The organism is Streptococcus porcinus, from assembly GCF_900475415.1.
Lineage (GTDB): Bacteria > Bacillota > Bacilli > Lactobacillales > Streptococcaceae > Streptococcus > Streptococcus porcinus.
Genome location: NZ_LS483388.1, coordinates 1389781 through 1416359, shown reverse-complemented (window position 1 = coordinate 1416359; position 26579 = coordinate 1389781). Strand labels below are relative to the sequence as shown.

The following is a 26579-nucleotide window of genomic DNA, read 5'->3' as shown; positions in this document are numbered from 1 at the left end:
GCAGAATATTGTCTATCTAAAAGAGGAAGATATTTGTTTAATTCTTCATTGCTCAGATATTTTTGTAATCACTCTTGAAATTTTAGAAATTATTGTTATAATAACAAGGAAGACAAGTTGGTTTAGCAACATCTATCTAAGCGAGTGCTGGTTGGTGAAAAGAGCACAAGATGCCTAAGCTGATACTCCTTCCAATGATTTTATGTAAACATAAAAGGGTGGTTCCCTTATAACCAATCAGAGGTGTCTGGCTTTTTGCCGTACACAAATGAAGGTGGAACCACGTTGCGACGTCCTTTTTAGGATGGCGCTTTTTTATTTTTAAAATTATGGAAGAAAAAATAAAGGAGAGAAAAATGATTAAGATTACTTTTCCAGATGGTGCTGTTCGTGAGTTTGAATCTGGCATCACAACATTTGAAGTTGCCCAATCCATTAGCAATTCTTTGGCTAAGAAAGCTTTGGCAGGAAAATTTAATGGTCACTTAGTTGATACAAACCGCCCTCTTGAAGAAGATGGCAGTATTGAAATTGTTACACCAGATCATGAAGATGCGTTTGATGTTTTGCGTCATTCAGCTGCTCATTTATTTGCGCAAGCTACAAAACGGCTTTTCCCAGATATTCATCTCGGTGTAGGGCCAGCCATTGCTGATGGTTTCTATTACGATACCGATAATCAAGCGGGACAAATTTCTAATGAAGATCTTCCTCGTATTGAAGAAGAAATGAAAAAAATTGTTAAGGAAAATCATCCATGTATTCGTGAGGAAGTTTCAAAAGAAGAAGCTTTAGAAATCTTTAAAGGCGATCCTTACAAAGTGGAATTGATAGAAGAACACTCCGATGATGCTGCCGGTTTAACTATTTATCGTCAAGGTGAATTTGTGGACTTGTGCCGTGGCCCTCATGTGCCGTCAACAGGACGGATTCAAGTCTTCCATCTTTTAAATGTTGCCGGAGCATATTGGCGTGGTAACAGTGATAATGCTATGATGCAACGTGTTTATGGGACTGCTTGGTTTGATAAAAAAGACCTTAAAGCCTACTTAACACGTTTGGAAGAAGCTAAAGAGCGTGACCACAGAAAACTCGGTAAAGAACTTGACCTATTTATGGTTAATCCAGAAGTAGGACAAGGTCTACCATTTTGGTTACCAAATGGAGCAACTATCCGTCGTACTTTAGAACGTTATATCACTGATAAAGAACTAGCTTCAGGCTACCAACATGTCTATACTCCCCCAATGGCTTCAGTGGATTTCTATAAAACCTCTGGACACTGGGATCACTATCGTGATGATATGTTTCCAACAATGGACATGGGTGATGGTGAAGAGTTTGTGCTTCGTCCGATGAACTGTCCACATCATATTGAAGTCTACAAGCACCATGTGCATTCTTACCGTGAGTTGCCAATTCGAATTGCAGAGCTTGGGATGATGCACCGCTACGAAAAATCAGGTGCCCTATCAGGACTGCAACGTGTGCGTGAAATGACGCTTAATGACGGGCATCTATTCGTTACACCAGAGCAAATCCAGGAAGAATTCCAACGTGCACTTCAATTAATCATAGATGTGTATGAAGACTTTAATTTAACGGACTATCGTTTCCGTTTGTCTTACCGTGACCCTAATGATACAGAAAAATATTTTGATAATGATGAGATGTGGGAAAAAGCACAAAGTATGCTTAAAGCAGCCCTTGATGAAATGGGTGTTGACTACTTTGAAGCAGAAGGTGAAGCAGCCTTCTACGGTCCAAAACTTGATATCCAGGTAAAAACAGCGCTCGGAAATGAAGAAACCTTATCTACTATCCAGTTAGACTTCTTGTTACCTGAACGGTTTGATTTGAAGTATATTGGTGCTGATGGTGAAGAACACCGTCCAGTTATGATTCACCGTGGTGTCATTTCAACAATGGAACGCTTCACAGCTATCTTGATTGAAACCTATAAAGGAGCTTTCCCAACTTGGTTAGCACCTCATCAAGTTACTGTGATTCCAATTTCAAATGAAGCTCATGTAGATTATGCTTGGGAAGTTGCTAAAATCTTACGTGACAAAGGGGTTCGTGCTGATGTCGATGAGCGAAATGAAAAAATGCAATACAAGATTCGTGCTTCACAAACAAGCAAAATTCCTTACCAATTGATTGTCGGTGACAAGGAAATGGAAGAGAAATCAGTTAATGTCCGTCGCTATGGAAGCAAGGCAACACATACTGAGACTATCGAGCAATTTGTGGAAACAATCTTAGCAGATATTGCCCGTAAATCAAAACCAGTCGTGGAATAGACTAGTCAGTTTTTAGATAGACATCCCTCAAAAGTTAGAAAGTTATCTAATTTTTGAGGCTTTTTTTATAAGGAAGTGAGATGGTTATAGGAAGCGATTGCATAAAATTGGTCAGGGTGTTATAATAAATTGCTTATTATTTTAGGAAAATTAAAGAAGTAGGGCTTGATAATGACAATGATTGAGGTATCACACCTTCATAAAAATTTTATTAAAACTGTTAAGGAACCAGGTTTAAAAGGAGCTTTAAAGTCTTTTGTTCATCCTCAACTAGAAACTTTTGAAGCAGTAAAAGACTTATCTTTTGAAGTTCCTAAAGGACAGGTTTTAGGCTTTATTGGAGCTAATGGTGCGGGTAAATCAACAACGATAAAAATGTTGACAGGAATCTTAAAGCCCACTTCGGGTTATTGTCGCATTAATGGAAAGATTCCTCAAGAAAATCGCCAAGATTACGTCAGAGATATTGGTGTTGTTTTTGGGCAACGGACTCAGCTTTGGTGGGATTTAGCATTACAAGAAACTTACACGGTTTTAAAAGAAATCTACGATGTTCCAGACCAACTCTTTAACAAGCGCATGGCTTTTTTAAACGAAGTCCTTGATCTAAATGAGTTTATTAAAGATCCTGTTCGGACATTATCACTTGGACAACGAATGCGAGCAGACATAGCAGCTTCACTATTACACAATCCGAAGGTTCTATTTTTAGATGAACCTACGATTGGGCTAGATGTTTCAGTAAAAGATAATATTCGCAAAGCTATTGCTCAAATTAATCAAGAAGAAGAAACAACGATTTTATTAACAACACATGATTTAAGCGACATTGAACAACTTTGTGATCGTATTATTATGATTGATAGGGGACAAGAGATTTTTGACGGTTCAGTTAATCAGTTAAAACAAAGGTTTGGAAAGATGAAGAGTCTCTCTTTTGAGTTAGAGTCTGGTCAAGAAGAATTAGTCAAGCAGTTTGCAAATGTCTCTTCTTGGGAAATGACTTACCATGATCTTATTTTAGATATCCACTACGATAGTTCTCTTTTCCAAACAGCTGAGATTATTAGAAAAATTATGTTAGATTTTAAAGTGAGAGATTTGAAGATGGCAGATGTTGATATTGAGGAAATCGTTCGACGCTTTTACCGAAAGGAGCTTTGATATGCTTAGCTTTTGGAGACGTTATAAACCCTTTATAAGTTCAGGAATCCAGCAATTAATTACTTATCGCGTTAATTTCTTTTTATACCGGATAGGCGATGTTATAGGAGCATTTGTCGCTTTTTATCTTTGGAAAGCAGTCTTTAAGTCTTCACAGCAGTCTTTAATTAATGGTTTTACACTAGCAGATATGACCTTATATGTTATTATGAGTTTTGTGACCGCCTTACTAACAAAATCAGACAGCTCATTTATGATTGGGGAAGAAGTCAAAGATGGCTCAATTATTATGCGACTGCTTCGGCCTGTACATTTTGCTACTTCCTATTTATTTATGGAGATTGGTTCTCGCTGGGTTATTTTTATTAGTGTTGGTATTCCATTTTTAGTGTTAATTTTAATTGTAAAAGTGATGGCCGGGGTACCTTACTTATACCTGCTTTATACAATTTTCAGCTATGTACTCAGTATTTTATTGGCTTTTTTAATTAATTTTTATTTCAATATATGTTTTGGTTTTTCAGCATTTGTCTTCAAAAATCTCTGGGGTTCTAATCTATTGAAGAATTCGATTCTTGCTTTTTTGTCAGGGAGTCTCATACCCCTAGTCTTCTTTCCAAAATTAATAGCCGATATTCTTAGTTATCTGCCGTTTTCATCTTTAGTTTATACTCCGGTGATGATTCTGCTTGGGAAATATACAGTTAATCAGACAGTAGGAGCAATACTATTACAAGTCTTTTGGTTAATTGTGATGGTGAGCCTATCTCAATTAATATGGAAGAAAGTGCAATATCATTTAACAATTCAAGGGGGTTAGGATGAAAAAATTAGGACGGATGCATGTTATTTTTATCAAGCAATACCTCAAGCAAATTCTAGAATATAAAGTTGATTTTGTTGTGGGTGTGTTGGGAGTTTTTCTAACCCAAGGGCTTAATCTACTCTTTTTAAATGTCCTTTTTCAACATATTCCCTCCTTAGCAGGCTGGACTTTTGAGCAGATTGCCTTCATCTATGGATTTTCTCTAATTCCAAAAGGGATTGACCATCTCTTTTTTGATAATCTCTGGGCTTTAGGTCAGAGGCTTGTGCTGAAGGGAGAATTTGATAAATATTTGACTAGACCTATTAGTCCCCTCTTTCATGTCATGGTCGAAACATTCCAAGTGGATGCCTTAGGGGAATTGCTAATAGGGATACTCTTACTAGTAACGAGTTTTGGCACGATTGCTTGGTCTGTTCCAAAAGTGATCCTTTTTATCTTAATTATTCCCTTTGCTACGTTGATTTATACCTCGTTAAAGATTGCTACGGCAAGCATCTCTTTTTGGACGAAGCAGTCTGGGGCCATTACTTATATTTTTTATATGTTCAATGATTTTGCCAAATACCCAATATCAATTTATCATTCATTTCTAAAATGGGTGATTAGCTTTATTATTCCTTTTGCTTTTACTGCCTATTACCCGGCATCCTATTTTCTAACGGGGGAAAACGGCTTATTTAATGTCGGAGGAGTGGTATTAATATCCTTACTTGTTTTTGCAATCTCAATAAAACTTTGGAACTTAGGAATAGATGCTTATGAAAGTGCAGGGTCTTAACGATTTCTGATTAGTAAGTCTTTTTCACTTCACCCCAAGTTAACTCTGTTTTTATTGAGTATACTTTTGTACTATAAATAAAACACTCCTGAATCTAGTTGACTAGATAGTAACAGGAGTGTTTTATTTGTCCCCAATTTTGGGATGTGGTGCCATATTACAATTAATTTACCAAGCAAAGGCGTTGGTGGGTGCCTTAAGGTAGTCTAGCCAGATGGGATCTTTTAGGCGAGCTAGGGTCACTGAAATTCCTGCCATATCAAGGCTGGTCATGTATTTACCGTTTTTGAGATAAGCTATATCTAATCCTTCAAGTTCTAACAATTGTCCTAGGTCGTTTAGAAATATACCTTGTTCTAATTCTGTTGTTGTTCCTAAATTATTGGCTAACAAGATAAATTTCTCATCTTCTTGCCAATGGAATTTTATCTGTAATTTATTGACTATTTCGACTGCTAAATGTTCAGAGGAAGTAAATGGAACGGTCCGATAGCCTTCTTCCCCGTGAATTCCAATACCAAAAGAGATATGGTCTTCAGGTAATTCAAAGAGTGGTAGCGCGGCATTTGGGAAGGTGGGTGATTTGGTTGCAAAGCCAATAGTTGCTATCTCAGTGGCGAGATGAAACCCGATTTGCTCCAGCTCTTTGAGCCCTGCCCCTTGAAGCGCAGCTTGTCCCAAAATTTTATGTAATAGAATTGTCCCTGCTAGTCCTCGGTGGCGCATCTGAAAATTTTTTTTAGGTTCAACGGAGATATCATCGTGAGAAATAATGTACCTAACGGGAATTCCTTCAAGCCGTGCTTGGTGAATGGCCTTGCTAAACTCTCGGATGTCAGCTTCGAAATTTTTAATAATAACAAAGACTCCCTTTCCTTTGTTAAGGAATCGCAGAGCTTCTAAGATTTGCTCAGAACTGGGAGGAGTGAAAAGGTCGCCATAGACAGCTGCTGTTAACATGCCATCGCCAATAAAGCCGATATGTGCTGGTTCATGTCCCGAGCCTCCTCCAGACAGGATTGGAATGAGGTCTGAACGGAATTCCTTATTATAGATAATCGGTTTTTTAGGTACTTTAGCGAGGTGAGGATGTGCTGAAAGCATTCCTTTGATATAGTGATCAATCATCACATATTTATGATTTGAAATCGTAACCATCATGTTTCCTACCCTTCTGTCATACTAGAGAGAATTGTTTTTTTAATCAAATCTGTCTGTGGTTGCATTTGCTTATCGATTACAAATGCTCTAATCATGTCTGCCAATGCTCTTGAATGATAAGTTTTGAGAAAAGAGCGATAATTGGCTTCTAGATTAAGTTTTGTTTTAAGTTCTTGTTCAGCTATAATTTTTTCTAATAAAACCAAGCAATAGTCACCAAAATAGCTATAAAAATCGTTTTGGTCTTTAATAGCAAAAAGCTGAGCATAAAATGTTTTGTTATTACCAAAGTAAAAGAGTAACTCATCTAACAGTTGAAAGCCAGTAATGTAATTGAGGTTATTAGTCACTTGTTCTTGCAGCTCGGTTTCAAAAATCCAGTCTAGGAGTTCATATTTATCAAGAAAATGATTATAGAAGGTCTGTCTACGAATGCCAGCTTGATCCATGATATCAACGACAGAAATTTTATCAAAAGGTTTATAGGCTAGTTCTTTTTTAAAAGCCTTGGCGATTTTCTTTTTTGTAATTAGTGATGTTGCCACCTTTAGCCTCCTTAAACAGAATATCTTAACCTCATTATACTTTATCAAAAGAAATGAAGAAAGTATAAGGACAAATTCTTAATTTTGTCCCTTACATAAGTTTTTATTTTTAGATAGAATGAAAGCGTAAACAAAAAATATTTTATGGGAGGAAACCCGAATGAAAAAAATTATGAACCAACCAGAAGCTATTGTGCAAGATATGCTTGATGGTTTTGCCTTTATCCATTCTGATTTAGTAGAACGAGTGGATGGTTATGATGTTATTGTTCGTAAAGCTGAAAAGACTGGTAAGGTTGCTATTATCTCTGGTGGAGGTTCTGGCCATGAACCTTCACATGCTGGCTTTGTTGGAGAAGGGATGCTTTCAGCTGCAATCTGTGGGGCCGTCTTCACATCACCAACACCTGATCAAATTTTGGAAGCTATTAAAGCCGCTGATGAAGGAGCTGGCGTCTTTATGGTGATAAAAAATTATTCTGGCGATATTATGAATTTTGAAATGGCGCAAGAAATGGCTGAGATGGAAGGAATATCAGTAGCGAGTGTTGTTGTTGATGATGATATTGCGGTTGAAAATAGTCTCTACACACAAGGCAAACGTGGCGTAGCAGGAACTATTTTAGTGCATAAAATTTTAGGACATGCTGCGCATCAAGGAAAATCATTGGAAGACATCAAACAATTAGCTGATGCATTAGTGCCAAATATCAAAACAATTGGTTTAGCATTGTCAGGAGCGACAGTACCAGAAGTTGGCAAGCCAGGATTTGTGCTAGAAGATGATGAGTTTGAATACGGAGTTGGTATCCATGGTGAACCTGGTTACAAAAAGGAAAAAATGAAAGCTTCTTCTGAATTAGCTAGAGAGCTGGTTTCCAAGTTAGCAGATGCTTTCCAACTTGAATCAGGACAAAATTATGGTCTTCTTATCAATGGGTTGGGTAGCACACCTCTTATGGAACAATATGTATTCGCCAATGACGTAGCTAAATTAATGGCCGAATATGGCATCAATGTGGCTTATAAAAAGTTAGGTGATTATATGACGAGCTTGGACATGGCTGGTCTATCATTGACTCTTATAAAAATTGAATCAGACCAATGGTTAGAAGCCTTAACTGCTAAAGTTACTACACCAGCTTGGTAAAAGGAGATGTTATGGATTATCAAAAAGTTTTAGAATGGATGCGCCTATTTGACGAAAAAATAAAGGCTAAAAAAGATTATCTTAGTGAGTTAGATACACCTATTGGAGACGGGGATCACGGTGGTAATATGGCGCGTGGTATGGCAGCTGTTATGGAAAACCTTAATGGTAAAGACTTTGATAAGGCTTCTGATGTTTATAAGGTTGTTGCCATGCAACTGGTTAGTAAAGTAGGGGGAGCTTCAGGGCCACTTTACGGGTCGGCTTTTATGGGAATGGCTAAGCTGGCAAAGGATGTGTCCGTTGTTGAATTACTTACAGAAGGATTAGCTATGATTCAAAAACGTGGCAAAGCTGAAAAAGGTGAGAAAACAATGGTTGATGTTTGGATTGCAGTCATTGAAGCTCTTAAGAAAAATCAATTGACTAATGATGTTATTTGGTCTGCAGTAGAAGCAACCAAAGATATTGCTGCGACTAAGGGTCGGGCATCTTATGTGGGCGAACGCTCCATTGGCCATATTGATCCTGGTTCTTATTCATCTGGTCTTTTATTTGAAGCTATGTTGGAAGCAGAGGTGATCTAATGTCGGACTTAGGTATTGTTATTGTTTCACATTCAAAAGGCATTGCTTCAGGAATCACGGACTTATTGGCGGAAGTTGCAAAAGATGTAGCTATTACAAGCGTTGGGGGACATGAAGATGGTGGGATTGGTACCAGTTTTGATCAAGTCCAGATGGTAGTTGATCAAAATCCTAAGAGTCAGTTACTAGCCTTTTTCGATTTAGGGTCAGCCCGTATGAATTTGGAAATGGTAGCCGACTTTACAGATAAAGAATTATCGATTATGCAAGTACCTATCGTTGAGGGAGCCTATACGGCAGCTGCCTTAATTCAAGCTGGTGTTGATAAGGAAGCTATTTTGCAACAATTATCAGAATTAGAAATAAAGAAATGAGGTTTGGAGAATGTCATTTATTGGTGAATTATTAGGGACCCTGGTTCTAGTATTATTAGGTGATGGTGTTGTGGCAGCTGTCTGTTTAAAAAACACTAAAGCAGAAGGAAGTGGCTGGATTGCCATTACTCTTGGTTGGGGGCTAGCAGTTGCTGTCCCAGTTTATATGGTTGGCTTTTTAAGTGGAGCTCACTTAAATCCAGCAGTAACTATTGCGCTGGCTTTAACAGGTGCCTTCCCATGGGTGCATGTACTTCCTTATATTGTAGCCCAGATGTTAGGTGCGATGCTTGGAGCAACCCTAGTTTATTTGCATTACTATCCTCATTGGCAAGAAACTAAGGATTCAGCAACAATTCTAGGCTGTTTCTCAACTGCTCCTGCCATTCGTCACACATGGTCTAATTTTTTAGGTGAAGCTATTGGTACAGCAGTTCTTGTTATGACAGTTATGTCTTTAGGCCCTAATAAACTATCCGCTGGTTTTGGCCCACTCATTGTTGGTTTAGTGGTTATGGCTGTTGGTTTTGGCCTTGGTGGCACAACGGGTTATGCTATAAATCCTGCTCGTGACTTAGGTCCACGCTTGATACATGCTCTCTTGCCAATTCCGAATAAGGGCGAGTCAGATTGGTCTTATGCATGGATTCCAGTTGTTGCTCCTATTTTAGGTGGTTCTTTAGGGGCAGTTTTATATCAGCTTGTTCTATCTACAATGTAATTAAATTAAGGGTAAGACTAGGTCACACGTGACCTAGTTTTTTAATATCAAAAAAAAGAGAAATTTATTAATTTGGGATATAATAGTAAAAAGCTTTTTAAAAGGAGGGGCAAATGAAGGTAGACCTTCACAAAAAGTATGTGACAATCAAACAATTATACCATTTGGGATGGCCAATAGAAATTTTAAAGGAAGTTGCTTTACATGGCGATATAGACTACCGTATTGGCTCCTCTCTTTTTAGGCGTTTTTGGGCTTATAGCAGTGAGACTCTAGAAGGTAGGGCTTTATTAAAAATACTATTAGACATGGTTGCCATGCCAAGTGACTTAAGTGGGAGTCTTAATGAAACAAGACATTTATTAAGCCATTTCCACCCTTCTTTGAGTCCAGATGATTGTTTTTGGTCGAGTTTGGCTACCCTAGTTGATAAATCATTCCCTGGTGATAAGCTTTGCCAAGAGGGAAAATTAGAAAAAAGGATTCATCAATTTCGCTATGTCATTTCGAGCCAGCAAGCGCAGTATCTTCGTCACCATTATCGAAAACACCAGCAAACAGATGGTCAAGCTTTAGCAAACTATTTAAGCCACAAAAAGGGGCCTGCCTTTTGGCGAAATGTTGTCGACTATTCACTGTCTGAATCGTCGCGTCTACATAATAAGTTGAAGATGACGGGTAACCAGATTAGCTTTCCAGACAATCAAGTTTCTCATAATATCAAGATATTGATGGGGTTTCACACCGAATTTATCTTAGCAAGTAATGGCCGTTTTTTAAATGAACTTGATGCAGAAGTCATAACAGAGACTGGGATTGTCAATGGTGCTAGTTTTAATTATGGAACAGCTGGTCAACGACACTGGGATTTAGATGTTGATCCTGTTAGGAGACATGATCCCTTATTTAGACGAGAGGTTTTGAAAGATTATCGTTCACCAAAACATATCGTAAAAAAAAGGTCACAAGGCCAGATTAACGATTTTGAGTTATCCTATTTTAATCATAAGGGAGCTTTTGCCAGAAAAGGATTATCTAGTTATAGGCATGTTAAAAAAAGATGTTTCTACTTTTGTTGGAAAGTACGTTTTTTGAGATGGTTTGACCTCTTGTTTACTAAAAAAGAAAAGAGAAACTGATTTTCAGTTTCTCTTTTGATATAACCTTCTACTTACTGTGTCAATACAGCCTTAATTAGCCTTTGCCCATTTTTTTGCTAAACGCCTTGATAGACTTGAAATGGTAAAGTTAATAACAAAATAAATCAGGGTGATTAAAGCATAAAGGGCAAAAACTTGGTCAGCTTGAAAATAGTTTCCCATTAATATTTGACTCTTACCAAAAAGCTCTTGAATAGCAATAACAGAATATAGTAAGGAAGTATCCTTAATAACTGTTACAAACTGAGAAATGATGGCAGGTAACATTTTTCGGTAAGCTTGGGGGAAAACAATTAGTAGAAAGACTTGACTAGGACTTAAGCCTTGGGCTAGCCCAGCCTCTGTCTGACCGTTATCTACACCATTTAAACCTCCACGAATGATTTCTGCTAGCGCCGCTGAGGTAAATACAGTAAAAGCAGTGATACCAGCTGGTGTTGACTTCATCTGAAAGACTAAGAAGATGATAAATATCCACAAGAGGTTAGGGACATTTCGGACAAATTCGATATAAATACTGGCTAGTAATTTGACAAACTTGTTTTTTCCGTTACGCATAATGGCTAATATGGTACCAAAAAGGGTGGATAAAACGATGGAAATAAATGAAATATACAAAGTGAGACCTAGGCCTTGAAAAATAAAGGAAAGGTTTGCGGTTGTAAATAATTGAGACATGAACTTTCCTCCTTATTAGACTGAATAGGTTTTTTTGTTTGCTTCTTCTTTTCGACGTGCCCAGTTGGCAAGTGGGAAGCACATAATGAAGTATAAGATGGCTGCTCCGGCGAAAGCTGGGACATAATTAGTACTTTCATAGGCCCATGCTTTAGCAGTAAACATAATATCTGCACCTGAAATTATGGCCACAATGGATGTATTTTTGATAAGGTTAACGACTTGGTTAGTCATCGGTGGTAGAATTGTCCGCACCGCCTGAGGGAGCACGATTAAGCTCATCGTTTGTTCATAGGTAAATCCTTGTGAAAGAGAAGCTTCAATTTGCCCTTTAGGGACAGCTTCAATACCAGAACGAATAACTTCAGCAATGTAAGCACCATGGTAAACTCCAACGCAAAGAACTGCTGTAAAGAAGCTTGAAATCATAATATGACCATTACTTATGATTGCTAACCCGTAATAGACAAAAACGAGTTGTACTAGAAGTGGAGTGTTTTGGTAGAGTTCAACATAGACTCGAGCACAAGTTCGATAGCCTTTTTTCTTAGAAGTCGATAAGGCTCCAAAAAGAATCCCCAGAACTAAGGCTAAAATTAAAGCTCCAATCGACATGCCAAGAGTGTATAAAAAAGCTTTAGCAAAGAGAGGGAAATTTGCAAAAAAAGCTTGCCATTTTGAAAGAGCAAATGGACTTTCAACTGTTAGTAAATAGGTCATGATTAGCTCCTTTCATCTTATTCAGCTTTAGCAGGTTTCAAATGGTATTTACGATAGATTTTTTTCAAACTACCATCAGTTGACCATTTAGTAATTAATTCATTGATATACTTGGTTAAGTTTTGATTAGTTTTTGAGCTAGCAATACCGTAAGATTGTTGGTTAAAACCATCTGATAAAATTTGTGACTGTTTGCTGACATAGCCCGTTAGAATAGATTTGTCAACAGAAAATGCTTTAATCCGTTTAGCATAAAGAGAAATGGCTAATTCGGGGTAAGATCCTAGTTGAACAAATTTAAATGTGAGTTTTTTGTTTCTAGCATATTCCTCAATTGCAGCTTTAGTAGTTGATCCCTGGGCCACACCGATAGTTGCGTGGTTTAGGTCTTTGATTGATGCTACTTTTTGAGAAGTATTAACGAGAAAGCCAATTTCATCGCGGTAATAAGGTTTAGAGAAGGAGTAGCTAGCTTGTCGTTCAGGAGTGATAGTATAGGTAGCAATGATAATATCTAATTGACCATTATCCAAAAGGGCTTCACGTGTCTGAGCAGTTACAGCAGTAAAGACAGGCTTAACCTTTAGTGATTTAGCGATTTTCCTAGCAATATCAACTTCCATACCTTCATATTGACCACTATTAGGGCTATAGTAACCAAAGTTTGGCACGTCTTGCTTGACTCCTATTCTCAAAACACCTGATTTTTTAATTTTTTTAATAGCAGAGCTATTTACCCACTTGTTCTCAGTAGCTTTGACACTTGGTAAGGTTAATTGAGATAGACAGAAAAAAGCCAAAAGGCTTAAAAGAATCCATTTTTTTTTATAGGTCATCTAGGCTCCTCCTTATGGGCGAGATTTTTTCTTAGCTTGGACTTTTTCACTGGTGTGGTTAATGATTTTACTTAGAAATTGCTTAGCACGAGGTTCTTTAGGATTATCAAAGAAACCTGCAACATCTGTTGTATCCTCTAACACTTCACCGTCCGCCATAAAGATAATCCTGTCGGCAACTTCCCTTGCGAATCCCATTTCGTGTGTAACGACAATCATGTTAGTGCCATCGGCAGCAAGATTTTGCATGACTGCTAAAACATCACCAATTGTTTCAGGATCAAGAGCAGAAGTAGGTTCATCAAATAGTAGTAATTCAGGTTGCATAGCTAGCCCGCGTGCAATAGCAATTCTTTGCTTTTGACCACCTGACAACATAGAAGGATAAGAATCTTTACGATCCCACATATTAACAAAGGTTAGGTATTTTTCAGCTATTTTTTCAGCTTCTGCTTTAGACTGTCCTAGAACTTTGATAGGAGCTAAAGTAACATTTTCTAACACAGTTTTGTGGGGATAAAGATTAAAGTGTTGAAATACCATTCCAACTTCTTTACGTAGGGTTACTAAATCTTTGGCGGAACTATTAACAATTTGGTGCCCATTAACGATCAAGCTACCATTTTCAATCTTTTCTAAGCCATTAATGGTACGAATAAGAGTAGACTTTCCAGAACCAGATGGACCTAATAAAACTACTACTTGTCCTTTGTCGATAGTTAAATTAATGTTTTTTAAAGCGTGGAAATCCCCATAATGCTTATTAACGTTTTTAAATTCAATGAGTGCCATAAGATTCTCCTTTATAATAAATGTTAGAAAATCTAACATATGAACAGTGGAATTATTTTATCATAGGAAAACTTCTTTGTCAATATTTTCAGAATATTTAGAGTATCGTGAAGAAAATCACCTAAATAATAGCTTGCATTGTCTTTTGCCAATAAAATTTGGTATAATCATAGAGACATTAGTATAGGAAGAGTGTATACACAAAAATTTTTTAAGGTCTTAGCCTTATTACCAAAAAATAAATAGGAGAACATAAATTAATGAAAAAAATCCTCATTGTAGACGATGAAAAACCTATTTCAGATATTATAAAGTTTAATTTGACCAAAGAAGGTTATGATATTATGACGGCTTTTGATGGCCGAGAAGCCATTACAATCTTCGAAGAAGATAAACCTGACTTGGTTATTTTGGATTTAATGTTACCAGAGATGGATGGTCTTGAAGTCGCAAAAGAAATCCGAAAAACCAGTCATATCCCTATTATCATGCTTTCTGCAAAAGATAGTGAATTTGATAAGGTGATTGGTTTAGAAATCGGTGCGGATGATTACGTGACAAAACCTTTTTCAAATCGTGAGCTCCTAGCGCGTGTTAAAGCTCATTTGCGACGTACTGAGACGATTGAAACAGCTGTTGCTGAAGAAAATGCTTCTTCAGGAAATCAAGAATTAACTATCGGTAATCTCCAGATTCTACCAGATGCTTTCTTGGCTAAAAAATATGGCAAAGAAGTTGAACTGACACATCGCGAATTTGAATTATTACATCATTTAGCAAATCATATTGGGCAAGTTATGACCCGTGAACATTTATTAGAAACCGTCTGGGGCTATGATTATTTTGGTGATGTGAGAACTGTTGATGTTACCGTACGACGTTTGAGAGAAAAAATAGAAGACACACCAAGCCGTCCTGAATATATTTTGACAAGACGTGGCGTTGGTTATTATATGAAACAGCATGACTAGAGACATTGTTGGAAATTTATCTTTATTTGAATTAGCAATACTCTTCTTATTGATTTTTGTTGCTATCTATTTTATTTATTTAGCTGTTCGCGATTATCGTAATGCTAAAATTATCAGACAAATGAGTCACAAAATTCGTGATTTGATTAACGGTCGTTATACTGATGATATTAATAGCAAAGCAGACATTGAATTAATTGACCTATCAGAACAACTTAATGATCTATCAGATGTTTTTCGTCTCACCCATGAAAATTTAGCTCAGGAGAAGAATCGTCTGGCTAGCATTTTGGCTTATATGAGTGATGGTGTTTTAGCGACTGACCGAACTGGTCAGATTATGATGATTAATGAAACAGCACAAAAACAGATGAACATCAGTCGTGAGGAGGCCCTTACAAAGAATATAACTGATCTTTTGGGTAGTGAATCTCCTTATACTTATAGGGAATTAGTGTCTCAAACACCAATTGTTACCATAAATCGGCGTGATGAGACAGGCGAATTTATCACATTGCGCTTGCGTTTCGCACTGAATAGACGTGAAAGTGGCTTTATTTCAGGTTTGGTCGTCGTATTGCACGACACTACTGAACAAGAAAAAGAAGAAAGGGAGCGTCGTCTTTTTGTTTCCAACGTTAGCCATGAGCTGAGAACTCCTTTGACTTCGGTTAAATCATACCTGGAAGCACTTGATGAGGGAGCCTTAAAAGAGGACATTGCTCCAAGTTTTATTAAAGTTTCACTTGATGAAACTAATCGGATGATGCGGATGATTTCCGATCTTTTGAATTTGTCACGAATAGATAATCAGGTGACAGCGTTAGCCGTTGAGATGACTAACTTTACAGCTTTTATGACCTCAATCTTAAATCGATTTGATTTGGTTCGCAACCAAAATACAGTTGCCGGTAAGACATATGAGATAATCCGTGATTATCCCATAAAGTCAATTTGGTTAGAAATTGATAATGATAAGATGACCCAGGTCATTGAAAATATTTTAAATAATGCTATTAAATATTCTCCTGATGGAGGTAAAATTCGAGTTAAAATGAAAACTACTGATAGCCAGCTAATTATCTCCATTTCTGATCAAGGTTTAGGAATTCCTAAAAAAGATCTCCCTTTAATTTTCGACCGATTCTATCGTGTTGATAAAGCACGTAGCCGGGCGCAGGGTGGAACAGGACTAGGGTTGGCTATTGCAAAAGAGATTGTCAAACAACATAAGGGCTTTATTTGGGCTAAAAGTGATTACGGTAAGGGTTCGACCTTTACAATTGTTCTTCCTTATGACAAAGATGTGATGTCAGATGATGTTGATGAATGGGAGGACGATATTGATTAAATGCTAGAACAAGAAGGATTTAAATATAGTATTTTAGCATCGGGTTCTACGGGTAATAGTTTCTATTTAGAAACCCCTAAAAAACGGATTCTTGTTGATGCAGGTTTGACTGGTAAAAAAATTACCAGTCTCTTAGCAGAAATAGATCGGAAGCCAGAAGATTTAGATGCTATATTAATTACACATGAACATTCTGATCATATAAAAGGAGTCGGTGTCCTTGCTCGTAAGTATCATCTTGATATTTATGCTAACCAAAAAACGTGGCAGATTATTGATGATAGAAATATGATTGGAAAAATTGATTCGAATCAAAAATATATTTTTGACCGTGATAAGGTCATGACGTTTGGAGATCTTGATATTGAAAGTTTTGGTGTTAGTCACGATGCGGCAGATCCCCAATTTTACCGTTTTATGAAAGATAATAAATCATTTGTTATGTTAACAGATACTGGTTATGTGAGTGATCGTATGTCTGGCATTATTGATAATGCAGATGCTTATTTGATTGAATCAAATCATGATATTGAGATTTTAAGATCAGGCTCTTATCCATGGAGTTTAAAACAGCGGATTTTATCTGATAAGGGCCACTTGTCAAATGAAGATGGTGCTGGAGCTATGATTCGCAGCATAGGTTATAAGACTAAGAAAATTTTCCTTGGGCACCTGAGTAAGGAAAATAACATAAAAGAATTAGCTCACATGACAATGGAAAATCAATTAGCGATGGCGGATTTAGCAGTAGGAACTGACTTTAAAGTATATGATACATCGCCAGATAGTGCTTGCTCCTTAACAGATATTTAGTCACAATGAGTTGAAGATGAAAAAAAGCTGGTGGGACAAGCACCCCACAGCTTTTTTTGTTATAATAGGAATGTCTATGTGCAGTTAACTGAAAAGGAGAAATCATGAAAAAACTTAAAGCCTTACTCAAGGAGACTTTTAATATTGTATTTAATGATCAGGACTTACTTGAAACAGCCTTTACCCATACTTCCTATGCAAATGAGCATCGTCTCCTAAACATTTCACATAATGAACGTTTGGAATTTTTAGGAGACGCCGTTCTGCAACTGATTATTTCAGAATATTTATTTAAAAAGTACCCACATAAGCCTGAAGGTGATCTTTCAAAGTTACGGTCAATGATTGTTCGTGAAGAAAGTTTAGCAGGTTTTTCTCGCTTTTGTTCTTTTGATACCTATATTAAGTTGGGAAAAGGTGAGGAAAAATCAGGAGGTCGCAATCGTGATACTATCCTAGGAGACCTGTTTGAAGCTTTTTTAGGTGCACTGCTATTAGATAAGGGAATTGAGGAAGTCCGACTTTTTCTTAATCAAGTCATGATTTCGCAGGTTGAAAAAGGTAATTTTGAGAAAGTCAAAGACTACAAGACAGGCCTTCAAGAAGTTTTGCAGGCAAAAGGTGATGTCCAAATTGACTATCAAGTCGTTAAAGAAAGTGGCCCAGCACATGCTAAACAATTCGAGGTTGCTATCTTGGTTAATCAAGAAGTTATCAGCAGAGGAATCGGTAAATCAAAAAAGATTGCTGAACAAAATGCTGCAAAAAAAGCCCTTGAACACTTAAGTGAGGAATAAATGTTTTTAAAAAAAATTGAAATGCAGGGCTTCAAATCGTTTGCAGATAAGACCAAAATCGAATTTGAAAAAGGTGTTACTGCAGTTGTTGGTCCTAATGGGTCAGGTAAATCAAATATCACTGAAAGTTTGCGCTGGGCCTTGGGTGAGTCTAGTGCTAAAAGCTTACGTGGCGGTAAAATGCCCGATATTATTTTTGCAGGAACTGAGAGCCGTAATGCTCTTAATTTTGCTGAAGTAGCCATTGTTTTAGACAACTCAGACGAGTTTATTAAAGCTGCTGGTAAAGAAATCCGTGTAGAGCGACATATTTATCGAAATGGAGACAGTGATTACCTCATCGATGGTAAAAAAGTTCGCTTGCGAGACATTCATGATTTATTTATGGATACTGGCTTAGGGCGAGATTCTTTCTCAATCATTTCTCAAGGGCGTGTTGAAGAAATTTTTAACAGCAAACCAGAAGAAAGACGAGCAATCTTTGAAGAAGCAGCTGGAGTACTCAAATATAAAACACGAAAAAAAGAAACACAAAGTAAACTGACCCAAACTCAGGATAATTTGGATCGCTTAGATGATATTATTTATGAATTAGAAACTCAAGTAGGTCCTTTAGAAAAGCAGGCGGCAGTAGCACGAGAGTATAATCAGCTTGAGGGGGAGCGTCAAGTCTTGCACCTGTCAATCTTGGTGGAAGACGTCAGAAAAGATAAAAAGCAACTAAGCCAACTTCAAATGTCTTTAGAAGAACTTCAAAAAGAGTTAAAAGAATATCACCAGCATCGAGAATTGCTGGAAGCAAAAAACCAAAAGCTCAAAGAAAAACGACAAGCTCTGAACCGCGAAACTGAAAGTAAGCAGGCAGAGCTATTAGAATTAACACGAGCTTTGGCTGACCTTGAAAAACAGATTGATCTCATCAAGCTAGAAACAAGTCAAAAAAATGAAAAAAAAGCAGAAGCCAGCAGTCAAATCGCTGAGTTAGAAGCTGAGATAAGTATATTAAGATCAGCTGAGAAGCAAAAACATGAGATTTTAGAGCAGTTGGTAGTCAGTAACCATGAGAATACAATGGCTTTAGAAGAACTGCAAGAGAGCTTACAACGTTTTTCAGGTGATCCCGACCAATTGATTGAACAACTAAGAGAAGATTACTTAGCTCTGATGCAAAAGGAAGCAAGCTTATCCAATCAACTAACTTTGTTGACTTCTGAAATTGAAAAGGACAATCAAGAACAAGAAGATCAGCTTAAGGCTTTTTCTGAACAAGAAAAACATGTTGCTATGTTAGAAAAAGAGCACCAAGCGTTATTGGTAGCTTATCATGAGTGTTCTCAAAAGCTTCAAGAACTATTGGGAGACTACCAAGCTAAAAAGAGTCAACTACAAGATCAAAAGGAAAGTTATCAAGACGAACAAGGAAAGCTTTTTGATTTGTTGGATCAGAAAAAAGCTAAAGAAGCTCGGCTGAATAGTTTGGAAGCCATTCAAAAGAATCACAGTCAATTTTATGCAGGGGTTCGTGCAGTTTTACAAGCCAGTAATCAGTTGTCAGGCATTTTAGGAGCTGTCAGTGAACATTTAAGTTTTGACAGGAAATACCAAACAGCCTTAGAGATTGCTTTAGGTGCAAGCAGTCAAAATATTATTGTTGAAAATGAAGCTGCCGCTAAAGAAGCCATTGCTTTTTTGAAACGGACAAAACAAGGACGAGCAACCTTTTTACCACTTACTACCCTAAAACCTCGTTACTTGTCTGAAAGTCAGGAAAGGCAAGTGCAATCTAGCCCAGGTTTCCTTGGTAGTGCAGAGTCATTAGTATCTTATGACAGTCACTTAGCTGTTATCTTTAAAAATTTATTGAATACAACCCTAATCTTTGATTCTATTGACAATGCCAACAAAGCGGCTAAGCTTTTGCAATATAAGGTCCGTATAGTTACTCTTGATGGAACGGAATTAAGGCCAGGGGGCTCATTCGCAGGAGGAGCTAATCGACAATCGAATACCACCTTTATAAAGCCAGAAATAGATAGTCTTCAAGTTAGTTTAAGGGAGTTAAATCAGCATCTTCTTGAGCAAGAAAAGGTAGTCGCACACATTCAAACAAGTTTACAAGCAGCAGAAAATCAGCTCCTAAAACTTAAAGATTCAGGAGAGCGTGCTCGTCAAGAGGAGCAAGAAGTATCCTTTAAAGCAAAGCAATTGCAAGAGCGTCTAACTGATTCACAAGAGATTTTAGCAAATATGACTAAGATACAGTCTCAAAGCAGAGAGCGTGATTTTCAAACGCAGAAAGTTCACTTGGATCAAGAACTTGAGAGGATTAACCAAAGAAAAGATAGCTTAAGTCAGGAAATTGAGAGTATTAAGAGTAATAAAGATACAATTAATCAGAAAAAAGCTGCCTTAACAGAAGAACTTGCCCAAGCTCGGTTAAGCCAAAGAGACTTGGCTAATGAGAAGCGTTTTGAAGAGAGTAACCTTGATAGATTGGAAAACGAGCGACAGATAAAAGAAGAAAAAGTGGCTCAACTAAAAGACTTATTGTCAAACCATATTTCAGAAGAAGATATTGACCGTCTACCTTCTTTAGAAGAAGGTTTATTGGAAATTGCAGAGCGTAAGACCCAGGTTGAACAAAAATTGGTAGGTCTGCGCTTTGAAACAGAAGATTATCAAGCACAGCTGGAAGAATTAGAAGTTAAGCTTCAGCAAGAACAGTCTAAAAGTGAAGTATTTATTCGACAGCAGAGTAGGTTAGAAGCTGAACAAGAACAAGTTTCAGGACGCTTGCGTACTCATGCAAAAGTCTTATCAGAAGAGTTTCAACTTAGCTTTGAAGAGGCTCAAGCTAAAAGTCACCAGGTTGAGAACTTGGCTCAAGCAAAAGAAAAGCTTTCTAAACTCCGCCGACAAATTAAAGCTCTTGGTCCAGTTAATAGCGATGCTATTGCGCAGTACGAAGAAGTTTCAGAACGCCTAACATTCTTAATTGGTCAAAAAGAAGACCTTAACAAGGCTAAAAATATGCTTCTTGATACTATCCACCAAATGGATTCAGAAGTAAAAGCCCGCTTTAAAGTAACCTTTGAAGCTATTAGAAATAGTTTCCAAGAAACCTTTAAGCAAATGTTTGGTGGAGGTTCTGCAGATCTCATTCTTACTGATGGAGATTTGCTTACTGCAGGGATTGATATTTCCGTGCAACCCCCTGGAAAGAAAATCCAGTCTCTCAATTTGATGTCTGGTGGGGAAAAGGCCCTTTCAGCCCTAGCTCTGCTTTTTGCTATCATCCGTGTAAAAACAATACCTTTTGTTATTCTTGATGAAGTTGAAGCAGCACTTGATGAGGCTAATGTTAAACGTTTTGGTGATTACTTGAATCGTTTTGACAAGGATAGTCAGTTTATTGTGGTTACCCATCGTAAGGGAACGATGGCAGCAGCAGATAGTATTTACGGGATTACGATGCAAGAATCGGGAGTTTCAAAAGTAGTCTCTGTTAAATTGAAAGATTCAGAAAAACTTAGCTTTTTAAATTAAAGATAGGTGCCAAGGAGAAAGTGAACGAGATGATAAAATTAGTTGCTACAGATATGGATGGCACCTTTTTAACTGAAAATCATACTTATGATAAGAAACGACTAGCAGCACTGCTTCCCAAGCTGAAAGCTAAGGGGATTATCTTTGCTGTTTCAAGTGGCCGTTCTCTTTTAGCAATTGAGCAACTGTTTGCAGATTTTTTGGACGATATTGCCCTCATTGCGGAAAATGGTTCCTTAGTTCAATACCAGAATCAGGTTATTTTTGCCGATTTTATGACTAAAAAACAATATGTCGAGGTTGCTGAAAGGATTCTAGAAAATCCGTATTATGTTGAAACGGGAATGCTCTTTTCTGGCCAGAAAGCTTCTTATATTTTAGAAGGTGCTAGTCAAGATTACATTAATCGAATGCATTTATTTTATGAAAATATCAAAATAATCAGTGATTTTGATAAGATGGATGACGATTCGATTTTTAAAATCACAACAACATTCACAGGCGAGACGGTTCTAGATGGTAGCGCTTGGTTAGATCAGAAAATCCCATACATTTCAGCTGTGACCACTGGATTTGAATCTATAGATGTTATTTTAGCAGAAGTGAATAAAGGTTTTGGTATTGCTCACTTGTGTCAAGCACTTGATATTAAAGCCGAGGAAGTCATTGCCTTTGGAGATAATCTAAATGATTACCAAATGCTAGAGTATGTTGGCCAGGCAGTCGCAACAGCTAATGCCCGACCAGAAATCATTGCTTTGGCTGACCAGGTTATTGGTCATTGCAATGAACAGGCTGTTTTAACTTATTTAGAAGGGTTGGTGTCAGAAGATGACTTATAAGATTTTAGCATTGGATCTTGATGGAACACTTTTTAATAGTGAAAAAACTGTCAGTGATGCTAATAAAGCTGCTTTAGCCAGTGCGAGAGAATTGGGTGTAAAAGTTGTGATTACAACGGGTCGTCCTTTGGCGGCTATTGGTAGCTTGTTAACCGAGCTGGATTTGGTGAATGAAGATGATTATAGTATTACTTTTAACGGTGGTTTAGTTCAAAAAAATACTGGTCAGGTTTTGGATAAAAGCTCTTTAACTTTTGATCAAGTTGCTTTTATTTACCATGAATTGAGGACCTTAGGCTTGCCGACAGATATTTTAAGTGAGGGAATTGTTTACAGCCTTCCTAGCCAAGATGGACGCAAGTCACAATACCACTTAGCTAACCCTTTATTGGAATTTGTTGAATTAGATTCTTTAGAGGACTTACCAAGGGATGTTATCTTTAACAAAATTGTAACGGTAACGGATGCAGACTTTTTAGATGCTCAGTTGAATAGGGTCAAAGAGGAAACATTTGCCAACTTTGAATCCTTTAAATCACGTGACATTATTTTTGAGGTTATGCCTAAAGGGGTACACAAAGCCTTTGGGCTCCAACTTCTTTGCCAGCACCTTGGTATTGCTGCTAAGGAAGTCATGGCGGTTGGTGATGAGGCTAATGACCTTAGTATGCTGGAATGGGCTGGTCTAGGAGTGGCTATGGCAAATGGAACCTCAGATGCAAAACAAATTGCTAATGTAGTGACGAGTTTGACTAATGATCAGTCAGGTGTAGCCGAAGCTGTCCAAAAATATATATTAAGCGAGGAAAACTAATGGGACTTTTTGATAAATTATTTGGTTCAAAGAAGCCGAAAGAAAAACGTGATTTTCCAGATGTGACTGAAATGAAAGACGACACTAATGATTCAGAACCTGCTAGTTTAGCTGATGATACTACCAGGGATGATTCTAGTGTAACTAATGACCAAACAGAAAAACAATTACCAACAAGAGATCAAAGCCAAGGTGAGCTAAACAGTGTTATCCCACCAGAGGATGAAAATGAAGTACCGTTAACATCGCATCAAACGTCTAATTATTCAGAAGCTGGTTTTGAAAGTGAAATTTTCCCACAACAAAAAGAAATAATTGATACAGAAATTAAGAATGCACAGGTACAAGAAGAGGCGGGACTAAGTCATAATTCTAAGACAAAAGAGGCTAATGACCATCAACCAGGAGGCGAGGAAACTAGTTCTTATTCTATAGTAGAAGATGAATACTATCCAGGTAAAGTAACATTTGACGAGCAATTAGGTCAAAAGAAAGTTTCAAATTATGATGACAAGCCTATAGAAGTTAAGCCTAGTTCTTCAGAAGTAGCGGAAGAACAAGTGCATACAGAGGAAAGTAATCAAGAAAAATATGACCGTAGTCTGAAAAAAACTAGGTCAGGTTTTGCTAGTCGCTTGAATGCTTTTTTAGCTAATTTTAGAAGTGTTGATGAAGAATTCTTTGAAGAGTTAGAGGAGATGCTAATTCTTTCAGATGTCGGTGTGACGGTTGCAACGACTTTAACTGATCAGCTTCGCCAAGAAGCAAAATTAGAAAACGCCAAAAAACCCGAGGTACTAAGACGGGTGATTATTGAAAAATTAGTCGCTATTTATGAAAAAGATGGCAACTATAATGAAAAAATCAATTATCAGAATAATCTGACGGTTATGCTTTTTGTAGGTGTTAATGGCGTTGGTAAGACCACTTCAATCGGCAAGTTAGCCTATCGGTATAAAAGTGAAGGCAAGAAAGTTATGTTAGTAGCTGCTGATACTTTCCGTGCTGGAGCTGTAGCTCAACTAGTTGAATGGGGGCGCCGTGTTGATGTGCCGGTGGTGACTGGTTCTGAAAAAGCTGATCCAGCCTCTGTTGTATTTGATGGAGTCGAGAAAGCAGTTGCTGAAAATATTGATATCCTATTGATTGATACAGCTGGTCGTCTGCAAAACAAGGAAAACCTCATGGCTGAGCTAGAGAAAATGGGACGAATTATTAAAAGAGTTATTCCGGATGCGCCTCATGAAACACTATTAGCTTTAGATGCGTCAACTGGTCAAAATGCTCTTAGTCAAGCTAAAGAGTTTTCAAAAATTATGCCTCTAACAGGTTTGATTTTAACAAAAATTGATGGTACAGCTAAGGGAGGGGTTGTTTTGGCTATTCGTCAAGAATTGGACATCCCTGTTAAATTCATTGGTTTTGGTGAAAAAATTGATGATATTGGAGAATTTGATTCAGAAGAATTCATGAAAGGTTTACTCGGAAATATGATTTAATCAAAGTTTAGAGTAAGTATGTTCCTTATGGAAAAAATAACTGCAATTGCTATCGAGCGTTACAAAGATTTAGCCCAGCAAAAGCAAGCTGAACATCGTAAATTTCTAGCTCAACTTAAAAAGAAGCCACCTAAACAGTTAGATAAAATGGTTCAAGAGATACACGATGAAGTTTTTCAGGAAATTGATTGTAGAACCTGTGCTAATTGCTGTAAGGGTCTAGGTCCATCATTTACAGAAGCTGACATTCAACGCATGTCTAAATACTTTAGGATGAAGCTGGCGGTTTTCGAAGATCTCTATCTTGAAGTTGATGAAGACAACGATAAAGTTTTTAAATCAATGCCTTGTCCTTTTTTAGGCACTGATAATTTGTGTAGTATTTACGACGTTCGCCCTAAGGCTTGTCGTGAATTTCCACATACAAATCGTAAGAAAATTTATCAAATTAATCATCTGACTATCAAAAACACCTTAGTTTGTCCAGCGGCCTATCTCTTTGTGGAGAAGCTAAAAAACAGAGTCTAAAGCTGATAGTTTTTAGGACTAGCTTTCTTTACTCTCTTAAGATAGCCATATGATGCTTGTTGCTCAAAGATTATTCCCTATGTAAAGTATTATAGTTTTATTTTCCTTAGACGATTTAGGAGATCGCGAGCCTTGTGTTTACTTAGGTAACACGAGTTCAGATGTTTATGGAATAAAAACGCATTACCAATTGAAAGAAAAATGATGTGGATGGCTTATAGTCGTTAAGCTATTGGAAAGAATAAATTCAACCATCCATATCTTGTTTTCACCAAGTGACTACTTGGGCTTTGGCAGTAGCTGACTGCAAAACTTTATAATATTAGGAGATTATAATGAAAAGGTATATGATATTTTTAGGAATGATACTCGCTTGTGCAACTTTTCTCACGCCCGTGCAACCCGTTTACGCCAATGCGTCAGAATATTTAGACGATTTAGAAGAGGCAAATCGACCTCGCCAGCATCCCTCAATTTCAATTTCGGTGATTGGATTTGATAAAGATACGAAGAAAGAATTTTATATTCAAGGTTTGGATTTTGAAGTTACTTCTTCTAAAATTACAAAAGTTGCTTTATTAGACGCTATTAATAGTAAATATGCTCATTCAAGGGTAGATCATCAATCCAATGTATTGGATTTTCATGAAGATGCAAAACTTATCAATCGTCAAGGAAAGGTTCTTGAGGCAGACAGTGACGGTTCAGTAACTCTTCCAAAAGGACAAATTGAACAATACAGGTTAACCGGTCATGTTACTGTTGGAAGAAGGCCTCAAGCTCCTATTAAGAATCCTATTGATCGGGTATTAGTCCGAAGGAATTTCACGTTTAAACCTCTCAATAGTGACGGGAAAATACTTCGTAAAAATTTAGCTATACCAAATGTTAAAGAGGTCAATTCAGTGATTACGGTTGCTGATTTAAAATGTTCTGCTGAAGAAGTACTTAAACAGTTGGATTCAAATTATACGATATTAGAAGTAGATGAACTATCTGTAAAGCATGACGACCACACTTTTAGTACGATTGAGGAAAATGCTCCCTACACTGTCAAGGCAAGAGAGTACAAACCGTTTGAATCACAAGATGACGAATTAATGAGTGGGAATCAGGATATAATTAATGAAACCTATCTTATTATTAAAAAGGATTACTTGGACAAAAATGGTAAACTAAAATATGAAAATGTGAATGTAAGTTATATTGATAAAGAAACTAATACAGTGCTACGAAATAGCCAATATGGATTGATGCCTTATGAAATGCACCGTATAGATTTTCTTGATCCCTATGACTATCAAACTAGGAATAAGATCCTTAGAAATAGTCTTGATGATTATGGGATCTTTGGTTATACTGTCTCAGGTAAAGTAGACATAGTGAAATCAGATGGCTCAAGGCAAGTTAATGTCTATATGGTTAAACGAGATCCAAGTCTCAGACCTTTTGACCATGCTGGTTATGATAATGGGGCTTCTTATGAAGAAGCTAAAGAATACAGTTACTTACATGGTTTAACAGCTCCCAACCATGAAAATGAAAAATTGGGGCTATCGACTAACAGACCAAAATAGAGAATAAGTAGGCTAGGGAATATCAACGTTATTTCTTAAGAAT

At 37.2% G+C, this 26579-nt stretch carries 25 protein-coding genes; 19 read left to right on the top strand and 6 right to left on the bottom strand.

The window, feature by feature from the left end:
• Positions 1-356 precede the first annotated feature (356 nt).
• From thrS to DQM45_RS07000, 4 genes are all read left to right on the top strand, one after another.
• Entirely contained in the window at positions 357-2303 is a 1947-nt protein-coding gene (gene thrS, locus DQM45_RS07015) for a threonine--tRNA ligase (RefSeq protein ID WP_003084509.1), read from the top strand.
• A 171-nt stretch (positions 2304-2474) separates the two neighbouring features.
• A complete protein-coding gene (locus DQM45_RS07010) occupies positions 2475-3467 on the top strand; it encodes an ABC transporter ATP-binding protein (protein ID WP_003083393.1) in 993 nt (330 codons plus the stop codon).
• Between the two features lies 1 nt (position 3468).
• Positions 3469-4287, top strand: a complete 819-nt coding sequence (locus tag DQM45_RS07005) for an ABC transporter permease (RefSeq protein WP_003083241.1) — start codon at positions 3469-3471, stop codon at positions 4285-4287.
• Between the two features lies 1 nt (position 4288).
• On the top strand, positions 4289-5074 hold the full coding sequence (locus DQM45_RS07000; protein WP_003085183.1) for an ABC transporter permease: 786 nt from the start codon (positions 4289-4291) through the stop codon (positions 5072-5074).
• 168 nt (positions 5075-5242) lie between these two features.
• Here DQM45_RS07000 and dhaQ read toward each other — a convergent pair whose 3' ends face one another.
• Positions 5243-6232 (bottom strand): DhaKLM operon coactivator DhaQ, encoded by a 990-nt coding sequence (dhaQ, locus tag DQM45_RS06995; protein WP_003083128.1) that lies wholly within the window; start codon positions 6230-6232, stop codon positions 5243-5245.
• An 8-nt stretch (positions 6233-6240) separates the two neighbouring features.
• Positions 6241-6780 (bottom strand): dihydroxyacetone kinase transcriptional activator DhaS, encoded by a 540-nt coding sequence (gene dhaS / locus DQM45_RS06990; RefSeq protein ID WP_003085669.1) that lies wholly within the window; start codon positions 6778-6780, stop codon positions 6241-6243.
• Between the two features lie 160 nt (positions 6781-6940).
• On the opposite strand from dhaS, the gene dhaK reads away from it, so the two are divergent.
• From dhaK to DQM45_RS06965, 5 genes are all read left to right on the top strand, one after another.
• Positions 6941-7930 carry a dihydroxyacetone kinase subunit DhaK gene (dhaK, locus tag DQM45_RS06985; protein WP_003086083.1) on the top strand — a complete coding sequence of 330 codons (990 nt, stop codon included), beginning with the start codon at positions 6941-6943 and terminating at the stop codon, positions 7928-7930.
• Between the two features lie 11 nt (positions 7931-7941).
• A complete protein-coding gene (gene dhaL / locus DQM45_RS06980; RefSeq protein WP_003083917.1) occupies positions 7942-8517 on the top strand; it encodes a dihydroxyacetone kinase subunit DhaL in 576 nt (191 codons plus the stop codon).
• Positions 8517-8891, top strand: coding sequence for a dihydroxyacetone kinase phosphoryl donor subunit DhaM (gene dhaM, locus DQM45_RS06975; RefSeq protein ID WP_003082814.1), 375 nt, complete (start codon positions 8517-8519; stop codon positions 8889-8891). Before dhaL ends, dhaM begins: the two co-directional genes overlap by 1 nt.
• A 10-nt stretch (positions 8892-8901) precedes the next feature.
• Positions 8902-9612 carry an MIP/aquaporin family protein gene (locus DQM45_RS06970; RefSeq protein WP_003084424.1) on the top strand — a complete coding sequence of 237 codons (711 nt, stop codon included), beginning with the start codon at positions 8902-8904 and terminating at the stop codon, positions 9610-9612.
• 113 nt (positions 9613-9725) lie between these two features.
• Positions 9726-10751: a DUF3114 domain-containing protein gene (locus DQM45_RS06965; RefSeq protein ID WP_003084434.1), complete on the top strand. Its 1026-nt coding sequence runs from the start codon at positions 9726-9728 to the stop codon at positions 10749-10751.
• Positions 10752-10802: 51 nt separating this feature from the next.
• On the opposite strand, the gene DQM45_RS06960 is transcribed toward DQM45_RS06965, so the two are convergent.
• Genes DQM45_RS06960 through DQM45_RS06945 form a run of 4 tightly spaced genes read right to left on the bottom strand, consistent with a single transcriptional unit; the run spans position 10803 to position 13798 of the window.
• Complete coding sequence (locus DQM45_RS06960) at positions 10803-11450, bottom strand: amino acid ABC transporter permease (RefSeq protein WP_003084630.1); 648 nt, start codon at positions 11448-11450, stop codon at positions 10803-10805.
• Between the two features lie 15 nt (positions 11451-11465).
• Positions 11466-12170 carry an amino acid ABC transporter permease gene (locus tag DQM45_RS06955; protein ID WP_003085779.1) on the bottom strand — a complete coding sequence of 235 codons (705 nt, stop codon included), beginning with the start codon at positions 12168-12170 and terminating at the stop codon, positions 11466-11468.
• A gap of 17 nt (positions 12171-12187) precedes the next feature.
• Positions 12188-13006 carry a transporter substrate-binding domain-containing protein gene (locus DQM45_RS06950; RefSeq protein ID WP_003083506.1) on the bottom strand — a complete coding sequence of 273 codons (819 nt, stop codon included), beginning with the start codon at positions 13004-13006 and terminating at the stop codon, positions 12188-12190.
• Between the two features lie 12 nt (positions 13007-13018).
• The gene (locus tag DQM45_RS06945) at positions 13019-13798 is read right to left on the bottom strand and encodes an amino acid ABC transporter ATP-binding protein (RefSeq protein ID WP_003083323.1); all 780 of its coding nucleotides are present in this window, start codon (positions 13796-13798) and stop codon (positions 13019-13021) included.
• A gap of 260 nt (positions 13799-14058) precedes the next feature.
• Here DQM45_RS06945 and yycF point away from each other — a divergent pair, with 260 nt between their 5' ends.
• From yycF to DQM45_RS06895, 10 genes are all read left to right on the top strand, one after another.
• Positions 14059-14769, top strand: a complete 711-nt coding sequence (gene yycF, locus DQM45_RS06940) for a response regulator YycF (protein WP_003084933.1) — start codon at positions 14059-14061, stop codon at positions 14767-14769.
• Entirely contained in the window at positions 14762-16120 is a 1359-nt protein-coding gene (gene vicK, locus DQM45_RS06935) for a cell wall metabolism sensor histidine kinase VicK (RefSeq protein ID WP_003082933.1), read from the top strand. The genes yycF and vicK overlap by 8 nt, the downstream gene beginning before the upstream one ends.
• Positions 16121-16933 (top strand): MBL fold metallo-hydrolase, encoded by an 813-nt coding sequence (locus DQM45_RS06930; RefSeq protein WP_003084363.1) that lies wholly within the window; start codon positions 16121-16123, stop codon positions 16931-16933.
• Between the two features lie 104 nt (positions 16934-17037).
• Entirely contained in the window at positions 17038-17730 is a 693-nt protein-coding gene (gene rnc, locus DQM45_RS06925) for a ribonuclease III (RefSeq protein WP_003085736.1), read from the top strand.
• Positions 17731-21276 carry a chromosome segregation protein SMC gene (gene smc / locus DQM45_RS06920; protein WP_003083218.1) on the top strand — a complete coding sequence of 1182 codons (3546 nt, stop codon included), beginning with the start codon at positions 17731-17733 and terminating at the stop codon, positions 21274-21276.
• A 29-nt stretch (positions 21277-21305) separates the two neighbouring features.
• Positions 21306-22118, top strand: a complete 813-nt coding sequence (locus tag DQM45_RS06915) for a Cof-type HAD-IIB family hydrolase (RefSeq protein ID WP_003083446.1) — start codon at positions 21306-21308, stop codon at positions 22116-22118.
• Entirely contained in the window at positions 22108-22932 is an 825-nt protein-coding gene (locus DQM45_RS06910) for a Cof-type HAD-IIB family hydrolase (protein WP_003085523.1), read from the top strand. The genes DQM45_RS06915 and DQM45_RS06910 overlap by 11 nt, the downstream gene beginning before the upstream one ends.
• Complete coding sequence (ftsY, locus tag DQM45_RS06905; protein ID WP_003084578.1) at positions 22932-24431, top strand: signal recognition particle-docking protein FtsY; 1500 nt, start codon at positions 22932-22934, stop codon at positions 24429-24431. The genes DQM45_RS06910 and ftsY overlap by 1 nt, the downstream gene beginning before the upstream one ends.
• Positions 24432-24458: 27 nt before the next feature.
• Complete coding sequence (locus DQM45_RS06900; RefSeq protein ID WP_003083096.1) at positions 24459-24959, top strand: YkgJ family cysteine cluster protein; 501 nt, start codon at positions 24459-24461, stop codon at positions 24957-24959.
• A gap of 335 nt (positions 24960-25294) precedes the next feature.
• On the top strand, positions 25295-26536 hold the full coding sequence (locus DQM45_RS06895) for a hypothetical protein (RefSeq protein ID WP_003085475.1): 1242 nt from the start codon (positions 25295-25297) through the stop codon (positions 26534-26536).
• Positions 26537-26579: the final 43 nt, after the last annotated feature.